Genomic DNA, 18,000 nt, shown 5'->3' on the forward strand with positions numbered 1-18,000 from the left:
TGTACAAATCGGACATTAATAAAGAATGTCATTTGCCTGTGTAAACTGAGCAGGAGCACAGCCAGTGTAAGCTTTATAGTCGCGGTTAAAATGCGACTGGTCATAATAACCACTTTTATAGGCGATTTCTGTAAGCGAGAGTATAGGGTAGTTTTTGAGGTGCTGCAATGACTGTAAAAACCGGCAAATCCGCAGGTATTCTTTGGGTGATAAACCAATATGCTGCTGAAATTTTCTGGAAAGATGGCGCTGACTAATGCCTGCGTCATTTATCAGCTGACTTACAGCGGCCAAACCACCGGAAAGTTGTGCCTGCTGCAGGCAGTAGCCCAATTGTGCATCATTTTTATCCAAAGCCAATTGCTGTATCAAATAATTTTGTGCCAGGGATACTCTTGTTTCATGATTAGGCGCCGCAGCTAGCCGATCCTCTATTTCTTCTACGAGGTTATTCCAGACATCAGATAAAGCTGCTGTAGTATCTGATAAAATGTGCATGGGGATCTGGAAGAATTGATAGGCCATTCCTGGATGAAAACAAATGGCGAGGCAACCAGCTCCTTTGCGCATCTGCACTTCCATCGGCCGACTCATGCGAGCGTTAATGATACTGCCCTTATGCAGTTCATCGCCAATAATTGCCACTGGGGTACTGGTATAATTCAGAAACAATTCTACACAGGTATCAGGAAGTACCCGCACATGACGGGTATCTGTCTCCTCATCGCATTCCATCGTGCAGATCAGCTTCACATAAGGCCGGAGATTAGAAATGATGTCATACGACTGAATCCGCATAATTTATAAATATTGATGATTTTTTTTACAGCAACTTTAGCGCCAATGCAGCAATGTCTCTGGTAATTTGTGTGGGCGAATGACAGTCGCAATTACTGAACCCGATCACATAAATGTCCTTAGAGGGGATGTACACTCCCATGGTTTTAAACCCAAAGATACTGCCCCCATGTTCTCTAACCGCTATTCCATTGATTTCTTTCAGGTGCCAGCCGTAGCCATAAGTAAAGGCTTCGCCATTATTTAATTTGTACGTGGTAAATGCTTTTTTTGTTTCTTCGGCATTGAGCAGTAGGTTGCTGTTTAATGCATTTTGCCATTTTAGCATATCCGCTGACGTAGACATCAAAGCACCGGAGGAAAAAGGAATGCTAAAACTAATGATCGTTTTATTGACATATCCGTATTCCTTTTCATGGTAGCCATAGGCTTTTTTATCAATAATTTTCCTGTCGCTGGCATAATAGGAGTGGTTCATGCCCGCTTTTTCAAATATATGATGCTTAATGAAATCCTCATAGGAAATTCCAGCGATCAATTCTATAAGGTATCCCAATACTACATAACCGGAATTATTATATTCGAACTTTTCTCCGGGAGCAAAATCCGGCTGCTCGTTTTTTAAGAAGTCGACCATCATTTTAGGGGTCATTTCCTTTTGTGCAATTTCAGATAGTGTTTTCATTTTGGTGAAATCTTTGATGCCTGAGGTATGCGTTAGTAAATGATGTACGGTGATCTGATCTCCAGACGGGTAATCAGGGATGTATTTGCTGATCGGATCCTGAGTAGCTAACTTTCCCTGCGCTTCCAGCATCAGCACTGCGATCGCTGTAAACTGCTTGGTCATGGAGCCCAATTGAAATACATTTTCTGGGCTAAGATTTACATCCAATTCTAAATTGGCTTTGCCGAAAGCTTTATGATAAATGGGCTTTCCATTTTTAGCCACCATAAATACGGCACCTGGCCCATTTTTATCCCGGAATTCGCTTTGAATTATACGATCTGTTTTGGTTTCAAAACTTTGTGCAAAAGCGTTAATGAATGGGGTATAAATGAGCATAAATACCAGTAGTAATGATCGGTTTAGCTTTATTTTATTCATATCATTTATTGATTTTAGGAGTCGAGGATATCAGACGCTTTGGGAATGAGCTAGGTTACAAGTCCTAAAAGGCTTTAACATCGGATTGATCAGCGTATTTTTTTTACTAAAAAAGAAGTTTTATTAACTTAGCATTACTGATGTTAAACGCAATTATTTAGAATTTATAACTTAACGCTCTTATGGAAAATTACCAGATCCCAGGTGTTTACATTGTAGATAATACCTTACCTTTTCTGTTTCCGCAATAGCAGTTGTAAAAGTGGCTATTGTAAGACCTGCTGAGTTTATCGTCGTCACTTTCCAGCAGCAACAGCAGCAGTAATCTTTTTTCAGCTTTAGATATACAGGCCAATTCAAATCGTTTTGTTCTGAAACATGAAAGCGATATCGAAGCTGTCTTCAGGGTGAGGAAACAATTACTGGATATGCAAGAAATGAATTATCCTTTAACCAGGGGAGAAGCTATTTCTGCCCGGAAAATAAATCTTCCGCTTGTGCTTGAAACCAGTATAGCTAATATTTTGCAGGTCATGAAATCCTACGGAGTGAAACGGATCTTAACGTTGTCATCTGTTGGAGTGGGAGATTCCTAGAAATATAATCCATGGTATGTGAAGCTGCTGGTGAAGCTGACTAATTTCAAAGTTATCTTTGTCGACCATAATGCCCAGGAAGATTTGATTAGGGCATCCGAAACCGACTGGAAAATCGCCAGACCTGCCGGTCTGAATGACAACGATACCCTCGGTACATCAGTGGTCAGTTACGACCGTAGCCCAAAACCTTTTCAGATCAGTAGGAAGTTACTGGCAAAATTCTTTATTGATAATTTGTATAGCGAAGGGTTTGTTCTGCCAATACCAATGCTGTCAGAGCGGTAATTGACGAAAATATTTATTTCTTCGCTGATCATCTGAGTTGCCTGGATGATTTTTTTGTTGGAGAAAGCCCTAATTGTGGCCAGCGCAATTACCTGAAAATTGTAGTTTGCTGGAATGTAAAAATATATACCTTTGAAATGTACATAGACTTCTAAAACTTTTTCCATTCATGGATATAGATACAGATTTATTGACTGGTTTAAAATCTGATAAGCAGGGTTCATTTGAAAACCTGTTTAACAGGCATTGGGAAGATTTGTATAAGAAAGCTTACCGAAGGCTGCAGGATCAGTCTGAAGCAGAAGACATGGTTCAGGATATTTTTGAAACGATATGGAGCCGCCGTCACAGCATTGAAATTCATACTTCATTTCAGGCCTACCTTCAAACGGCTCTGAAATATAAGATCATGAAATGGCTGGAACGTAAAAATCTTCATGAGCGCGCTTCAGCCCATCTTTTGTACAGAATGGAAGAAATGGAGAGCAGTATTCTGGAAATGATTGCTGCTGCCGATGTAAAGCATACTTTGGATGAAGCCATTCAGACTTTTCCAGAAAATATGCGGAAGGTATTTATTCTTCGTACCGAGAGTTATTCGATCCGGGAAATAGCCGAAGCCTTGGGATTGGCAGAACAAACGGTTAAAAATAATAATGCAGAGGCTTTGCGACGCCTTAAAGTCATTCTTTCCGCTAAACATCCTGACCTCAAACAGTCGTTTTTCATTGCCTTGTCGGCGATAATATTAAGTTAACAATTAAATAACCTTTTCTTGAAGTACTTTTCCTCTGCTGAGGACACTATGTAGTTGTAAAAGACGAATAGTGGAAGACTCATATTTTAAAAAACTCATAAAAAAATACAATAACAATACTGCGAATGCTGCAGAGCGATTTGTTGTTGACCTCTGGTATGATTCCTTTGATGCTGACCTGGATGCGAAAATTCCAGGCTTATCGAATCAGGAAGAAAAGCATGCCACAAGACTGCGCATACTGAATCGGATAGACAGGCGGCAGCCCAGGCTACACTGGTACCGAAGCTCCTGGCTGCGGATCGCTGCCCTGTGCTTACTGATTTCCGGAATAGCGCTGTTTTTTATCCCAAATCATACCCAGGAACCCCTGGTCGTAAAACTGCCATCGGTCTATAGTACCGGCCAGAAAGAAATTAAAAGAATCCTTTTAACAGACAGTACCGTAATCTGGTTAAATGCCAATTCCAATGTCAGCATCACCAGTGATTTCGGAAAGAAAGAACGTAAGCTCTTTTTGAAAGGAGAAGCCAGTTTCGACGTACGCAGGGATACGTTGAGGCCTTTCATCGTGGATGCTGGTAAAATCAAGGTAAGGGTGCTGGGGACCGCATTTAATGTTCGCGCTTATGAACAGCTGAATGAAATCAAGGTGAGTGTGAGCCGGGGAAAAGTAAAGGTTAGTGACGACTTAAATGCTTTGGCACTGCTGACTAAAGGAACAAGTTTGTCCTACGATAAGCTGAGCAGAGCGGCAAAAGTGGAGAATGCAGCAGTCACAGATACCTGGATGGATGGAAAAATAGTCCTGGTCAAAGCCAGCTTTCCTGAGCTTGTACAGGATATGCACAATATGTACGGTTTAAAACTGAGTACTACAGATAAGCAGGTGAAGTCTTTCAGGTATAATGTTACGCTTCGCGCTAGCCAATCTCAAAAGGAAGTATTGGAATTATTAATGAACATGTTAAACAAAAAGTATAAACAGGAGGGCGAAAATGAGATAATTATATATTAGAAAAAACCGTCGAACCACAGCGGATTCGACGGATGATTTGTGCTGGCGGCATTTAGTTTGGACGCTGATCACCGCCGGCATTAGCAATTAAATAATCACTAACTATTCAAATCTATGAAACCCTGGCTTGGAATCAAAGCGCAGAGCGGTCATGGTTTGAATAAAAACCAACTATAAATGAAACAAAAAATACTGCTATTGCAGCAATTTATGCGTATTACAATTATCATCAGTTTGATTACTGTTGCAGCTTCCCAGTTCTTATGGGCGGGTGTATCCAGAGGACAGGTACTTCAGAAGCACCTGGATGTATCTTATGAAAAAACAACGCTCTACGATCTGATCAATGACATTCAGAAGAAAAATAAGGTCGACTTTGCCTTTACAGACCATTTGAACCTGGAGAAGATTGTGCTGACCAATATTAATTTCAGAAATAATGCGCTGGAATTGGTATTGCAAGCGATTTTAACACCTAATAAGATCAGTTTCAAAGAAAGAGGAGGCACCATTATATTGTCCAGGATGCAAACACCTGGTAAGATAAAAGGTAGGATCCTTGATGAAAGTGGGAATCCATTGGTCGGAGCAGGAGTTAAAGTTGTAGAACTTAAACGCAGCGTAAGTGCAGACGCAGCAGGTTATTTTGTGATGGATGTTCCTCCTGGAACTTATACGGTAGAAGTGAGCTATATTTCTTTCAGCACCCAGCGAAGGACAGAGGTGGTCGTGACGGAAGGTAAATCTGTTACCCTGAATTTCACACTCAAAGATGAATTGAGCAAGCTTGATGAAGTGGTAGTGGTCGGGTATGGAACACAGAAACGGAAAGAAATTACCTCTGCAATTACTTCGATTAAAGCGGAAGACTTCAATAAAGGCGCAGCAAGGTCACCTATGGATTTAATCCAGGGGAAGGTTCCGGGATTAAATATTACCAGAACACAGGGGAATAATCCAAATTCAAGTCCTTCTATACAGTTGCGCGGTATCACCTCAATTACCGGAACGAGGTCGCCGCTGATTGTGATAGATGGAATTCCAGGTGGAAATTTGGATTTGCTGCAGCAGGATGATATTGAATCGATAGATGTGCTTAGAGATGGATCTGCAGCCGCAATATATGGAACCAGGGGTAATGCAGGCGTGATATTGATCAGCACGAAAAAAGGCAGGTCAGGAGATCCTGAATTTGATTACAACAACTACTTCCAAAAAGATTTTGTAGATAAAAAGCCAGACTTTTTGTCGGCCGAACAATGGAGAGAACGGATTGCTTCCGGAGATATCAAGCCACAACAGGATCTGGGTGCTGCCACAGACATGTATAATGAGCTGATCAATAAGAATAACCTGAGTCAATACCATAATTTTGCCGCTTATGGCGGCGGAGAAAAGACCAATTACAGGGCTTCCGGATACATGAATGATTTTCAGGGTATTGCAAAATCAAACCGCAGAGAACAGTGGGGAGGTCGTATTAACATCAATCAAAAAGGACTTCAGGATAGGTTGACCTTGCAAGTAAATATGGTGGCCAACTTTAATAAAGCCAATTTATTGGGCGGTGGCAGCGGTGATTTTGAACAGGCTGTGATCTGGAATCCAACCGCTCCAATTATGAAGCCGGACGGTACCTTTAACAATCCCAACGATGGATACAACCCACTTTCGAGGTTAGCCAACAGAATCAGTGAAAGAGATCAGCAAACCTTTTCAGGTGATGCCAGAGCAACTGTAGATTTGTCTGACGACCTTTCCTTTTCTTTGTTCGGTTCTTATCAGCGTGACAATTATAACAACAGACAATTCCGTTCTATCAATGACTGGGATCAGCGTTTAAATTCTACTTATCGCGGTATGGCTTATGGAAGTAAAGAAAATGTGCTGGACTGGACAAAGACTTTTGAGCCGACTGTAAACTTCAAGAAAACAATTCATGAAGACCATAATGTAAGTGCCATACTTGGATACAGCTACCAGTATTCTACTACAGAACGTTTCAATGTAAACAACAACGGGCTAACTACAGATGGTTTCCTGGATTGGAACCTCGGTGCTGGAGGGGCCATCAGTAATACGGCTTTACCAAGACCTGGAATCGGCAGTTTTAAGGAAGATAATACCTTAATTGCCTTTTTCGGAAGGGCAAATTATGCCTATAAAGGGAAGTATTTCGCCCAATTTATTTTAAGAAGAGAAGGTTCCTCAAAATTCGGAACGAATAATAAATATGGCAGCTTTCCTGCATTGTCTGCAGGCTGGATGTTGAGTGATGAAGCATTTATGAAAAACATTCCTGTGATTAACAGTTTGAAGTTAAGAGTGGGATATGGAGTAACAGGTAATGCAGGGATAGGAAATTACCAGTCTCTGATCACACTCGGAACAGGCGGTTTGTATCCTCAGGGAACGGAATATTACCAAACCTATGGTGCAGGTAGGAACCCGAATCCGGACCTTCGCTGGGAGCGCAAAGCAGAATGGAACTTTGGTTTGGATTATGCCATCCTGAACAATAGAATTACAGGAACTATTGATGTATACAATAGGAAGACCAAAGATTTGCTGCTGAACTATGTGGCGCAGCAGCCAAGTTATGTACGCGGTGATATTTATACCAATGTGGGTGCCATCCAAAATCATGGTGTAGAATTGCTCATCAGTGCAGTTGCAGTAAAAAACAATAATTTCCAATGGAATATCGACCTGACCGCAAATTCTCAATTTAATAAGCTGTCTTACCTTACGAATGATGTGTTTAAAGCGACCTCTTTGTTCTATGCGGATATTCCTAATCCAGGGGCGATGGGTCCAGCAATCAGAATTGATGAGGGAGGAGTGATTGGTAATTTTTATGGAAAACGCTTTGCTGGTTTTACGGAAGCAGGTGCCTGGCAGTTTTATAAAAAAGATGGCTCAATTGCCGAAGCTGCGCAAATGACGGAGGAAGATAAGACGATTATTGGAAATGGTGTTCCTAAATATGGATTGAGCCTGAACCAGACTTTCAAGTATAAGAATTTCGATTTAACGGTATTTTTAAGAGGGAAATTTGCCTTTGATATTCTAAACCTTAAAGAGATATTTTATGGTAACAAAAGTTACTTGCCCAACAACGTATTTAATAGTGCTTTTGGGAAACATAGTCAGTTAAAAGCCGCCCCTCAGTATTCTGATTATTACCTGGAAAAAGGTGATTTCGTAAAACTGGATAACGTAACGCTGGGCTATAATTTCAAGCTGGATAGCAAATACCTGCGTCGGGTTAGGGTCTTTGTTTCAGGCCGGAATTTGCTGACAGTTACGGGTTATAGTGGCTTGGATCCTGAGTTACAGGATACCGGATTTGATACGGGTATAGATTCAAGAGGTTTCTATCCAAGAACAAGGTCCTGGACAGCGGGTTTAAGTGTCGGTTTTTAAGGAGTCTAATCGCTAATTATTACAAAAATTAAGAATGAAATCATATATACATAAGGCCTTAGGCCTGTTAAGTTTAACAGTTGGGATAAGTACACTAAACTCCTGTACTAAACTAGAGGAAAATTTGTACAGTGAGCTGTATAAAGATAATTTCTACAAAAATAAAACTGAAGTGCTTCAAAGTGCATTACGTCCGATGACACATTTGCAATCCTGGATTGCACCAATACGCGGTGATGGCTATTATTACCATGCAGAGATGTCTGCAGATCAGTTGGCATGGCCTCAAAAAGGTCGTCACGCTTATGACAATGGAGATCATATTCGTCAGCATTATCACTCCTGGACACTCAATGAAAACCGCTTAAATAATGCCTGGGTAGGGATGTGGACAGGTGTTGGCTATGTTAATGCTGCCATTGAAGATTTGGAAAAATTAGACGCCACTAAAGTTGGAATGACTGATGCTGAGCTAAAAATGATTCTTGCAGAACTGCACGTTTTAAGGGGTTTTCATTACCTGAAATTAGTAGATACCTGGGGTAACATTCCAATTGCGACTAAAGTTGGGGAACCTAAGAATCCTGCTACGGCTTCTCGTAAAGAGGTTTTCGACTTTATTAAAACAGAACTGGAAACTTATGTTCCTCAGCTGGCGCCTTATTCGGAAGCATTAATTGGTCGTATCGGACAAACTGGCGGTTATGCCATGCTTGCTGAACTATACCTGAATGCAGAGAAGTGGACTGGTACGCCGATGTGGGATCAGTGTATTGCAGTCTGTGATAAAATCATGGCTGGAACTGCAGGTGGACTTGGCGGTGCACCTAAATTGGCTGCTAATTTAACTTCAACTTTCTCCAATACCAATAGAACCGCAACAGAAGCTTTGTTTCAACTTGCTTATAGTCGCAAGGGAGGTTTTGAATGGCAATGGATTGTACTGCATGGTTTTTCTTATATGAACGATGCGCTGAACGTTTCCTATGAAGGGAACAATGCTTACGTGGTTACACCACCTGCTTTTAATGCTTATGCTGCAAATGACTTGCGTAAAAAAGAATGGTTTTTGTTCGGTCCTCAGTATAAATATGGAACCACTACTCCGATTCTGGGATCTGAAGAATATAGCGGAAAACCATTTATTCTGGTCAACTCTATTAGAAGGGAAAGTGAAGGCGATTTAACCAGTGATGGGGGAATGACAAAAGGAGAGGAGAATAGCGGGGCAAGATTTAATAAATATAAATCTGGTATACTCAGCGATGTAAATTATAAAGAAAATCAATTTATGGTGTATCGCCTGACGGAGATTTATTTTGATAAAGCTGAGGCGATCATGCGTAAAAATGGTAACACCGCTACTCAAGAAGCGGTCGATTTGATCAACGCCAGTCGTAAGCGTGCTTTTACCGATCAGGATTGGGAGGCGGCAAAATATACCACGGCCACGCTAACTATGGATGAACTGCTTGCTGAAAAGGGCAGAGAGTTTATATTTGAAGGTAAACGTCGTACGGATATCATCCGTTTTGGACGCTTTACAAAAGGTACATGGTGGGACCACACGCCAACAAATGATGCCAGAAGAGAGATTTATCCAATTCCTTTCCGTCAAATGGCGAATAATGTAAACCTGGTTCAAAATCCAGGATATTAAATTTTGTACATCAGGGGCTATTATAGCCCCTGATATACTCTACAGCTAGAAATAAATTGAAAAATGATTGTATGAAGTTAATGAAACCCTATTTACCACTGGTCCTATTGAGCTGGTTTGGAGGAGCAGTTTTTGCCCAGCAGCCTAGAGCTGGAAAAGATAAGCTGGTGAATGTTTTTTTAGGCTCTTCCGGAGACCATGGGCAAATGTCGCCTGCCGCTTCTTATCCCTTTAGTTCATTGAGCATCGCTCCACAAACCTATCCTGCCACGCATACAGGTTATGAACACCTGGCCAAAGAGATATTTGGATTTACTCACAACCGCTTTGAAGGTGTAGGCTGTCAGGGCAGCGGCGGTATTTTATTGCTGAAGCCCTTTTTAGGAGCAGAAGATGACCATCGGCCACTACTCAAAAAATCAGAACATGCCGGCCCTGGCTTTTATGAGATCGCATTGGAAAATGGCATAAATGCGAGTTTCGCAGTCAGCAAACAAAGCGGTATCCATCATTATGAGCTGCCAAAAGGTAAAAAAGGTTTTACAATAGACCTTGGTCATACTTTCAATAATGCCTTCGTAAATGAAGCACATACGATTACTGGTACGGCTATAAAGGGCTGGATTGAAGCCAAAACCACCTGCCATGTGGGTAATTATAAAGTATATTATCAACTGTCTTTTAACCAGCCGGTGCAATGGAAAGAACTCGGTAACCACCAATTGGCTGCTATTCCTGCTGATGGAGCAGAATCGGTTGATTTGCGAGTGGATATTTCTTCCGTTTCAACAGATTATGCTGTAAAATCATCAAAGGTAAAGTTGTCTTTTGAAAATGCAAAAAGCAGCAGTGCAGCAGCATGGGATGAACTGTTAAACGTGGTGGAAGTGAAAGGGGAGGTAGAAAGAGAACGTCTTTTTTACGCGCTGCTTTATAGAACAATCCAGTCTCCATACCTCATTTCTGAACCAGATGGGGCCTATCGTGCAGTAGATGGCAGTCTGCAAAAATCAAAAGATAAACGTTATCATGGCTGGGCAATATGGGACAATTATAAAACACAGCTGCCATTATTATCCGTTTTATATCCGGAGAGATATGGCGATATGCTCAGCTCTATGGCCAATTTATATCCTTATGGGAAGAAAGATTTTGCCGGAGGCCAGGAGCCTTCAAATACCGTCAGGTCGGAACATGCAGTAGTGGTACTGCTGGATGGGCTGAAAAAAGGGTATAAAGTAGATTTCCCAGCCATCAAAGATTCTGTTTTGGCAGAAATGAGCAGGCTCGATTTCAGTAAGCCAGATAAGGCATTAGAAGCGAGTTACGACCTATGGGCAGTTGCTGGATTATTGCAATCTTTCGGAGATCAAACGGGGAGTAAAGCCTATCTCAGTAAAGCAATGGATTATAAGAAATATTGGCTTAAGGATTTTAAAGACCTGTCGAGAAATGATGTAGATAGAATGGGTGCCAGGAGCTTATATCAGGGGACGATCCGCCAGTACCGATGGGCAGTGCCTTTTGATGTGAAAGGTTTGGTGGAACTCGCAGGTGGTCAGCAGTCCTTTACAAAGCAATTGGACGATTTCTTTGACCATGATTATTTTAACAGAGCGAATGAACCGGATCTACAGTCGCAGACTTTATACATGGCCAGTAATACGCCTTGGAAATACCAATATTGGGTGCATAAATTAGCAGTAGATACGGTAATCCAACATTACTTTAACGACAATAGCAGAGGGATTGGTTCCTTCATTGACCGCATCTATAAAAATGAGCCAAAAGCTTATATCCGAACGATGGATGATGATGCCGGTGCCATGTCAGGCTGGTTTGTACTGGCCGCTATTGGTATACAGCCTGCATGTGTAGGTGCTCCGGTATATTATTTAAATGTGCCGCTTTTTGAATCTGTTACGATTGGAAAAGGAAGTAAAAATTTCAGAATTAAGGTGAAGGATTTTGGGCCTAATCAGGTCTATATTCAAAGTGTTTCTCTAAATGGGAAATTGCTGGATAGAACCTGGATCACCCATCAGGAAATTAGGGATGGTGGAGAATTGCTAATCACAGCAGGCGATCAGCCGAATTTTCAATTTGGTATCGGCAATATTTGGCAATCTAGTCTTTAATTCACTTTTTGATGCGTTCCGTTCTTGTTAATGACGGAGTTCGTGAATAGGTAAAATGCCCCCAATAAGTGTCTGCACAGCCCACAAAAGGTCAGACAATTTTGGGGGTATTTTTCATTATAAGGCTTTTTTGTTTAGCTCGATACTTATGGTTATTTTAGAGCAGCAGGAGATTCAATGGAATTCTGTGAAAATCTGCTGACAGGCAGATGAAACATCAACAAACCACCTCTATAAACTAAGGATAAATTGGATACTTTATATTATTTGAAAGTGTTTCAAATGGCGGCCGACCAGATTGATCAACAGCTCCTTAGGGAAAGGGGGCTTGAAACTGCTGTGGTTACGTTTGGGGAGGACTGTGTCGTTTTGAAGCTCTATAAAAGATCATGGGCAAATCAATTTCAAGATCCATTAACTGCTGAATCAAGAATCTTCTTTTCTGTTTGGATCAGTGATTCAGCAATAAAAGAACAAAAGCTGCTGTACAATATTCATGCACTTAAGCTTAGAAAGCTAAAAGGGTATTCCATAGAGAGCAGGAAGTTTGCAGCGATCTTTAGATCGGATTTTAAAGATTTCGAACATCAATGGGAAAATGTAAGGGTAGATTATGGGCCACTCACCTTAATGGAGGGTTGGCTAAAAATAGACCAGGAAAACCTCCAGGATCAGATTCTGAAACTAGCCAATCACTTTTTTGAAATAGCACATCTGATTGATGGTACGCTTGCCCATTTTAAATAAGGTCAGTATCTTATAGCCTATAATTACTTTTCAAGGTAAATGTAAAAAGTTCCACATCAAAAAGGTTATTCATTTTATGAAAAAGGATGAGATAACAAGTCATTTCCTTTGGCCATTTACAATTGGGAAAAGGACTACATGACAAAACATGGAAAAGTCCAGCCAAAGCTGATCACAGACCAATCAGATCAGGGTTATGTTCTTTGGCAAGTTGAGGCGAAAGATGTGAATACCATTTTATTAAATGGGAGTAGAAATCAATATGCCTAAAACTTTTCCATCTCTTCAAAAAAATGGTCTGATGAAAGGAAGATAGGATTCCTTACTGAAATATTTAAGCAAAATTATTATAATTCTTAGCGGAAATATATAAATTAGAGCAATTAATGTAATGGTGTGTCATCACCAGATACGAAGTTAAACCTCTCAAAATTATAAAATTATGATGGCAATAAACCAAGTCATCCCTTGTCCGGTATGCAATGGAAGTATTCCTTTTGACACGAAACAGTTACTTATGGGTGCGAAATTTACTTGTCCAACTTGTGGCGCAGGTATTGGTTTAGCAATAGAAAATAAATCTGTTGTAGAAGAAACCATGGAAAAGCTCCAAATGTTAAAAGACTTTAGTAAAAAGTAGATTTACGCAGTATTTAAGCTGTCTGTTTTTTTATTGCTGCCTAACTATAGGCAGCAATAAGCTATAATAGTAAATGCTATTCGGCAACTCTGCTGGTTTTCTCGTCCATTTTTTCTAGGTTGGTTAAATCTTCCCCAAAATAATCGATCAACCATTTGCTATTTACTTTCGTCATTATAAAGAGGTATTGATTGAACTCTGAAATGTCGAACTTAACTAGCGCCTTATTGTAAATGCTGTAAATTTTAATGAAGCGTCCCGTCTCAAAATGGTCTAAAATCGCTTCGGGTTCAAAACCAAAAATTAAATCGGATTCCAGGCCAGGAATAGGACCAAAATAATCAACCAGTGGGTATTTATTTAAGGTGTCGGAGACACTGGCATAGGTTCTCCTCAAATCATTTAAGAAAACATCGGATAGATAACCCGATTTTTTTAAGTTTGAAAGGTACTGATCAACTGCTGGCATATTAATGCTAACGACGCTGTCTCTTTTTATTGAATCCTCATTAAATCCAATGACGATAGGGGCAGTCATAAGATGATTTTCTTTGTCCTTATACCAGGTTAAAAATCCGATAACTGTCTGCTTCAACTGTCCATTAATCAGTGCTTCTGTTTGCTGCCCATAACTGAAGGTGCTCCATATGCTCACAACAAAAGCGGTTAAAATTATTCGTCTCATGAGGATTATTTTTTATTTGCTATTGTACCTGCAGATGAATTTTACTACAATTTATTGTTATAATTCCAACTACGGAAATGTTATTTTCGGAATTTTCAAGAAGTTCCGGATAACTCCGGAACTTCTTGAAAAGGTAGGTATTATCTTTTGATCTTTGGATTTGGCTTGTATTCTGAATACCACTTACCCAAATGCGGTATGGTTTCCAAACTAATCTACCAGCGCTGATGGCCATAGTCTTGCGCTTGTTGGAGAACCAGTAAGTGCTTTGTTCATTATAATTTTTAGGTAAAAACGCATGGCTAGGTGTAAAATGATTGCTCAGGTCTTACTTTACCACATTCTGGATTCGATATTGGCTATGTGGATCTTCCAACAACTGAATCTCTCCATAGCTTATAATAATATATTTGCTGGTATGTTTGGCAAGGTCTACAGCCTGCTGTACCATCGAATTATAACTTAAAGCAGAAAAGTAAAAAGGTAATGAGGTAAAATTTCAAGGGTATAGAAATTTTATGGAATATAATCATGTGGTGTAATATCTGGCTGAAACTCATGAAACCCTGCTGTCAATCTTGTAAATTGAGAACAGGGTTTCATGATGAAGCTAAAGATAGCTAAAAAGTTTAAATCTATTAGCAGAGGGAGTTAGAATTGATCCTATACCAGATTTATTAGTCGTTGAATAGGCTCAACTTTTCCCCCAGATCAGCTAATGATATTTTACCAGAGGCAAAATCAATCTCTAACAATGTTGCCTGTTCTTTTTTAGTTAAAGGCCTGTTTTGTATGCTTTCAATTAATTCATCCTCAGTGGAAACTGCGGTCAGAATATTTTTCTTTTCATCGAATGATTTGAAATACCGGATTCCAAATCTGCGCTGCGATACTGCGTCAAAATGAAGTCCATCTTGGTTAGCCCTTAACCCATCCGCTGTTACAAAATAACAGTTCGGCTTTGTTTCAGCGAATTTCTGAAGCGCATCATTCACCTGTTGATATTCAGTAAAATATTTACCGTACCTGCCAGCGATTAAAAAATCGCCAAGGCCACCTGTAATAAAAGGAACATCTGCCGCGTCGAGCTCCTGACGAAATGCATCCACGATTACACTCAGTTTATCGTAATACAGCGCGGAAAGCCCGCCAAAACTATCATTTTCACCCTGATGCCATAGGATTCCAGTCAACTTGCTGGTCCTGAGGGCAAGCTTCGCCTGGAATACCGCGTTTTCAAAGAGTACGCCTCCAACAGCCCAGTCGTCCAGACTGGTGCCACCGTCTGCGCAGGGGATCAAACCGATTTCTTCCGGATCATTTTTTAATCTCCAGGCCCCCGCAAAGGATGCAGCCAATCCTATACCGGAAGTAGGCCTGTCAAAATTAATGGGTTCTGTCATTGTTTGCCAGCGACCATTCACTAGCATTTTGATCTTTTCATCATAGATCTGTTTTACATCATTCAAATATCCTCGCCCTGCCATATTCGACTGGCCTATCATCAAAAAAGAGTTTATCATATTTTTAATATTTATACTACCGGCTATTAGAACGGCTATTTTTTTAAGCCTTTAGTAAAAGGGTAATGGTGGTTCCAATAATTGCTCAAAATTAAATGATTATTCATTGAATTGGAGATTTTCTGGAAATTTCATAACACCTAATCCGATGGGCGATCTGAACTTTTCAGCAACATATAATTGACCTGTTCAGTAATGAAATTTATCGGTAATTAAACCAGTTTTATTGAATAATTTTAAAACATAAAAACATGAGTAAGACAATTTTAATTACAGTTGCTGCAAGTGGTTTTGGAAAAATCGCTGCATTTGATTTGGCAGAAAAAGGACATAAGGTAATTGCAACCACCCAGGTTTATCCGCAAATGAGCGACCTGATTAGGAAAGCAAAAGAATTAGGTATCGCGCTAACCGTAGACAAGCTCTATGTGGCCCTGGGTGATCAATCAAACTTTAGAAATGTACATCCAAAAGAGACCGAAGATTTTGTAAAACAATTACAGGCAGCTGCCTGGACAGCTAAAAGCTCAACCAATTGCTGAAAGCACATTCGCTATGATTTTGAAAAGAATAAAATAGAGAGTGGTTACCCAAAAGGAATTAATGATACTTCATGGCCTGGATTGGAGCCCTACAAAAATGAAATTATTGCCGCTGTAAAAGTTGATGATACTAAGGCTTATTTTTTACCAGAGATGGCAGGATTAAAACCTTACGCTACAAAAATTAGCACCATCATCGACTGGTCATCCGAATTCTTTTTTAAAAAAAAAGACAAATCGGATTTGAAATATGATAAAATCAACAATAAAGTAATTGATAGTTATCCGATGCCTGTAAATGATCAGACCTGGCCAGGATTAATGAAACAACTATAAAATTGCAGAAAAAAAGCTGATGAGTTGAAATGAATGAACTAAAGCTTTACATATTGATAATGTTAAGTTAAGTTAATTGCCTCCTAAAGCCTGTAATTTCGTCCATCAATGGACAAGGACATTGTGTTTGGAATAAAGGCAGCTGAACTGTCGGCATTTAATATGGCTTATTCCAGCTATCATCAGCAGATTTATCAATTCGTATTCAAGAAGACACAGTCGGAATATATTGCTACTGAAGTGGTTCAGCTGTGCTTTATCCGGTTATGGGAGAAAAGGAAAACGCTGAATGAAGAACTCGGACTGAATGTCCAGCTGTTCGGTATGGCCCGTCAGGTCATGATCGATGAGCTTAGAAAAGAGGCAACACGCTTGAAGTACAATACCAGTTCAAACCAATACCCATTTACCGATAACCTGATGAAGATGATTGAGAGCCGCGACATGCTCAAACATTTTGAGCAGGAAATTGATTCGATGCCCCCTATACGGAAGATGGTATTTAACCTGAGTCGGCAAAACGGACTTTCCTATAGCGAAATTGCCGAGATGTTAGGAATCTCTACCAAAACGGTAGAAAGTCATATTGGCAAGGTACTCTCCCGTTTAAAACACTACATGTACACGATCCTGATGTAGCTATATTAAATAATTGTTAAGCCATAAGGGCAAGGGCGCTGGCATACGTAATACTAGTATGAAGCCAAACAAAGGAGGACAACGCAAGCTGAACAGCAAAGCGTTCATTCAGGAAAATTTTAGTGATCAGGAATGGGAATCTTTTGATTCCCCAGAAGCGCTGCCTCAGGAGAAATCTGAGGAGATGCAGCGTTTGGTTATTGATAATATCACCACTAAACTAGAAAGAAAGCAGCAGGTAAAATTGAAACTGATCGGGGTAGCCCGATACCTTTCAGCAGCCTCGGTTATTTTAATAGTCGGATGGGCACTGGTACTGAACTTTAAGGATGTTTCTCCTGCAGCTTCAGCAATACCTATTACCGCAAAAAAGAATCTTTCCCCTTCTACTTTGGAAAGTGTCTGGAAAGAGGTAGCCAATACAGGAACACTTGCTATGAAATACCAATTGCCAGATTCCTCCCTGCTGACCATTTACCCAGGTTCCAGCATCAGATTTGACAGGCAATTTGACCAGAAATTCAGAAACGTTTACTTGAAAGGTAAAGCCAGATTCAAGGTGAACCGAAATCCGATGAGACCTTTCAGTGTGTATTCAGGCGCATTGAAGACCACTGCTTTGGGCACCTCCTTTACAATCAATACCAATGGACATCAGATCTCTGTGAAGCTCCACACTGGAAAGATTGTGGTGGCCAACACGAGTACCAAAAAGACGCTGGCTTATATTTCCAGCGTAGGAAGTACACTGCTTTACGATCCATCCTTAAAGCTTGCCAGGGTCATAAAGGCCGTTGAGCCGACTAGTTATCCTGCCGAAGTACTCAAAAGAGAAGGCAGTATGATCACGATGAAAAATCTTCCATTGCAAAAGGTACTCCATCTTTTAAAGGAGAGCTATGGCATTCGTATTCAATCCTATCCAGCGGAGATAAGCACGATCAGCTTTACTGGCAAGGTGGATACCGGAAAAGAGCGGGCAGAAGATGTCCTTAAACTGATCTGCCTGATCAATGAGATGACCCTGACCAAGGTATCCGAGGAAGAATTTATTATTCAAAAAACCAATAAATAAACCAAACCAGAATTCATACAAATT

General features: G+C 40.4%; 17 protein-coding genes. 13 read left to right on the top strand and 4 right to left on the bottom strand.

Annotated features, from left to right (window positions below; translation table 11 throughout):
* Positions 1 to 15: 15 nt before the first annotated feature.
* Positions 16 to 798, bottom strand: coding sequence for an AraC family transcriptional regulator (locus AQ505_RS11740; protein WP_062548353.1), 783 nt, complete (start codon positions 796 to 798; stop codon positions 16 to 18).
* 25 nt (positions 799 to 823) lie between these two features.
* Positions 824 to 1,906: a serine hydrolase domain-containing protein gene (locus AQ505_RS11745; protein ID WP_062548354.1), complete on the bottom strand. Its 1,083-nt coding sequence runs from the start codon at positions 1,904 to 1,906 to the stop codon at positions 824 to 826.
* Positions 1,907 to 2,520: 614 nt separating this feature from the next.
* Between AQ505_RS11745 and AQ505_RS26035 the strand changes: the two genes are divergently transcribed.
* The 9 genes from AQ505_RS26035 (at position 2,521) to AQ505_RS11785 (ending at position 13,176) form a co-directional block, all read left to right on the top strand.
* Positions 2,521 to 2,790, top strand: a complete 270-nt coding sequence (locus AQ505_RS26035; protein WP_082461507.1) for an NAD(P)H-binding protein — start codon at positions 2,521 to 2,523, stop codon at positions 2,788 to 2,790.
* A gap of 169 nt (positions 2,791 to 2,959) precedes the next feature.
* On the top strand, positions 2,960 to 3,547 hold the full coding sequence (locus AQ505_RS11755; RefSeq protein ID WP_062548356.1) for an RNA polymerase sigma factor: 588 nt from the start codon (positions 2,960 to 2,962) through the stop codon (positions 3,545 to 3,547).
* A 70-nt stretch (positions 3,548 to 3,617) separates the two neighbouring features.
* The gene (locus AQ505_RS11760; protein ID WP_062548357.1) at positions 3,618 to 4,565 is read left to right on the top strand and encodes a FecR family protein; all 948 of its coding nucleotides are present in this window, start codon (positions 3,618 to 3,620) and stop codon (positions 4,563 to 4,565) included.
* A gap of 177 nt (positions 4,566 to 4,742) precedes the next feature.
* Entirely contained in the window at positions 4,743 to 7,991 is a 3,249-nt protein-coding gene (locus AQ505_RS11765) for a SusC/RagA family TonB-linked outer membrane protein (RefSeq protein WP_062548358.1), read from the top strand.
* 34 nt (positions 7,992 to 8,025) lie between these two features.
* Positions 8,026 to 9,651, top strand: a complete 1,626-nt coding sequence (locus AQ505_RS11770; RefSeq protein ID WP_062548359.1) for a RagB/SusD family nutrient uptake outer membrane protein — start codon at positions 8,026 to 8,028, stop codon at positions 9,649 to 9,651.
* A 71-nt stretch (positions 9,652 to 9,722) separates the two neighbouring features.
* A complete protein-coding gene (locus AQ505_RS11775; protein WP_231635080.1) occupies positions 9,723 to 11,789 on the top strand; it encodes a glycoside hydrolase domain-containing protein in 2,067 nt (688 codons plus the stop codon).
* A 249-nt stretch (positions 11,790 to 12,038) separates the two neighbouring features.
* Positions 12,039 to 12,536, top strand: coding sequence for a hypothetical protein (locus AQ505_RS11780; protein ID WP_157262323.1), 498 nt, complete (start codon positions 12,039 to 12,041; stop codon positions 12,534 to 12,536).
* Between the two features lie 108 nt (positions 12,537 to 12,644).
* Positions 12,645 to 12,806 (top strand): hypothetical protein, encoded by a 162-nt coding sequence (locus AQ505_RS26360; RefSeq protein WP_157262325.1) that lies wholly within the window; start codon positions 12,645 to 12,647, stop codon positions 12,804 to 12,806.
* Positions 12,807 to 12,978: 172 nt separating this feature from the next.
* Entirely contained in the window at positions 12,979 to 13,176 is a 198-nt protein-coding gene (locus AQ505_RS11785; RefSeq protein ID WP_062548362.1) for a hypothetical protein, read from the top strand.
* Between the two features lie 76 nt (positions 13,177 to 13,252).
* Here the strand turns inward: AQ505_RS11785 and AQ505_RS11790 are convergent, their stop codons facing one another.
* Positions 13,253 to 13,861 carry a hypothetical protein gene (locus AQ505_RS11790; RefSeq protein WP_157262327.1) on the bottom strand — a complete coding sequence of 203 codons (609 nt, stop codon included), beginning with the start codon at positions 13,859 to 13,861 and terminating at the stop codon, positions 13,253 to 13,255.
* A gap of 677 nt (positions 13,862 to 14,538) precedes the next feature.
* Entirely contained in the window at positions 14,539 to 15,384 is an 846-nt protein-coding gene (locus tag AQ505_RS11800) for a sialate O-acetylesterase (protein ID WP_062548365.1), read from the bottom strand.
* A gap of 251 nt (positions 15,385 to 15,635) precedes the next feature.
* On the opposite strand from AQ505_RS11800, the gene AQ505_RS26640 reads away from it, so the two are divergent.
* From AQ505_RS26640 to AQ505_RS11820, 4 genes are all read left to right on the top strand, one after another.
* Positions 15,636 to 15,926 carry a hypothetical protein gene (locus AQ505_RS26640; protein WP_062548366.1) on the top strand — a complete coding sequence of 97 codons (291 nt, stop codon included), beginning with the start codon at positions 15,636 to 15,638 and terminating at the stop codon, positions 15,924 to 15,926.
* An 81-nt stretch (positions 15,927 to 16,007) separates the two neighbouring features.
* Positions 16,008 to 16,262 carry a hypothetical protein gene (locus AQ505_RS11810; protein WP_062548367.1) on the top strand — a complete coding sequence of 85 codons (255 nt, stop codon included), beginning with the start codon at positions 16,008 to 16,010 and terminating at the stop codon, positions 16,260 to 16,262.
* 108 nt (positions 16,263 to 16,370) lie between these two features.
* A complete protein-coding gene (locus AQ505_RS11815; RefSeq protein WP_062548368.1) occupies positions 16,371 to 16,901 on the top strand; it encodes an RNA polymerase sigma factor in 531 nt (176 codons plus the stop codon).
* A 58-nt stretch (positions 16,902 to 16,959) separates the two neighbouring features.
* Positions 16,960 to 17,976: a FecR family protein gene (locus AQ505_RS11820; RefSeq protein WP_062548369.1), complete on the top strand. Its 1,017-nt coding sequence runs from the start codon at positions 16,960 to 16,962 to the stop codon at positions 17,974 to 17,976.
* Positions 17,977 to 18,000 lie beyond the last annotated feature (24 nt).

Source organism: Pedobacter sp. PACM 27299 (assembly GCF_001412655.1).
Lineage (GTDB): Bacteria > Bacteroidota > Bacteroidia > Sphingobacteriales > Sphingobacteriaceae > Pedobacter.

Bases quoted from the DNA above. Each gene is read 5' to 3' on its own strand.
- AQ505_RS11755 (WP_062548356.1), top strand. From the start codon at position 2,960: ATGGATATAGATACAGATTTATTGACTGGTTTAAAATCTGATAAGCAG.
- AQ505_RS26640 (WP_062548366.1), top strand. From the start codon at position 15,636: ATGAGTAAGACAATTTTAATTACAGTTGCTGCAAGTGGTTTTGGAAAA.
- AQ505_RS11815 (WP_062548368.1), top strand. From the start codon at position 16,371: ATGGACAAGGACATTGTGTTTGGAATAAAGGCAGCTGAACTGTCGGCA.
- AQ505_RS11790 (WP_157262327.1), bottom strand. From the start codon at position 13,861: ATGAGACGAATAATTTTAACCGCTTTTGTTGTGAGCATATGGAGCACC.
- AQ505_RS11820 (WP_062548369.1), top strand. From the start codon at position 16,960: ATGAAGCCAAACAAAGGAGGACAACGCAAGCTGAACAGCAAAGCGTTC.
- AQ505_RS11745 (WP_062548354.1), bottom strand. From the start codon at position 1,906: ATGAATAAAATAAAGCTAAACCGATCATTACTACTGGTATTTATGCTC.
- AQ505_RS11765 (WP_062548358.1), top strand. From the start codon at position 4,743: ATGAAACAAAAAATACTGCTATTGCAGCAATTTATGCGTATTACAATT.
- AQ505_RS11740 (WP_062548353.1), bottom strand. From the start codon at position 798: ATGCGGATTCAGTCGTATGACATCATTTCTAATCTCCGGCCTTATGTG.
- AQ505_RS11800 (WP_062548365.1), bottom strand. From the start codon at position 15,384: ATGATAAACTCTTTTTTGATGATAGGCCAGTCGAATATGGCAGGGCGA.
- AQ505_RS11775 (WP_231635080.1), top strand. From the start codon at position 9,723: ATGAAGTTAATGAAACCCTATTTACCACTGGTCCTATTGAGCTGGTTT.
- AQ505_RS11770 (WP_062548359.1), top strand. From the start codon at position 8,026: ATGAAATCATATATACATAAGGCCTTAGGCCTGTTAAGTTTAACAGTT.
- AQ505_RS11785 (WP_062548362.1), top strand. From the start codon at position 12,979: ATGATGGCAATAAACCAAGTCATCCCTTGTCCGGTATGCAATGGAAGT.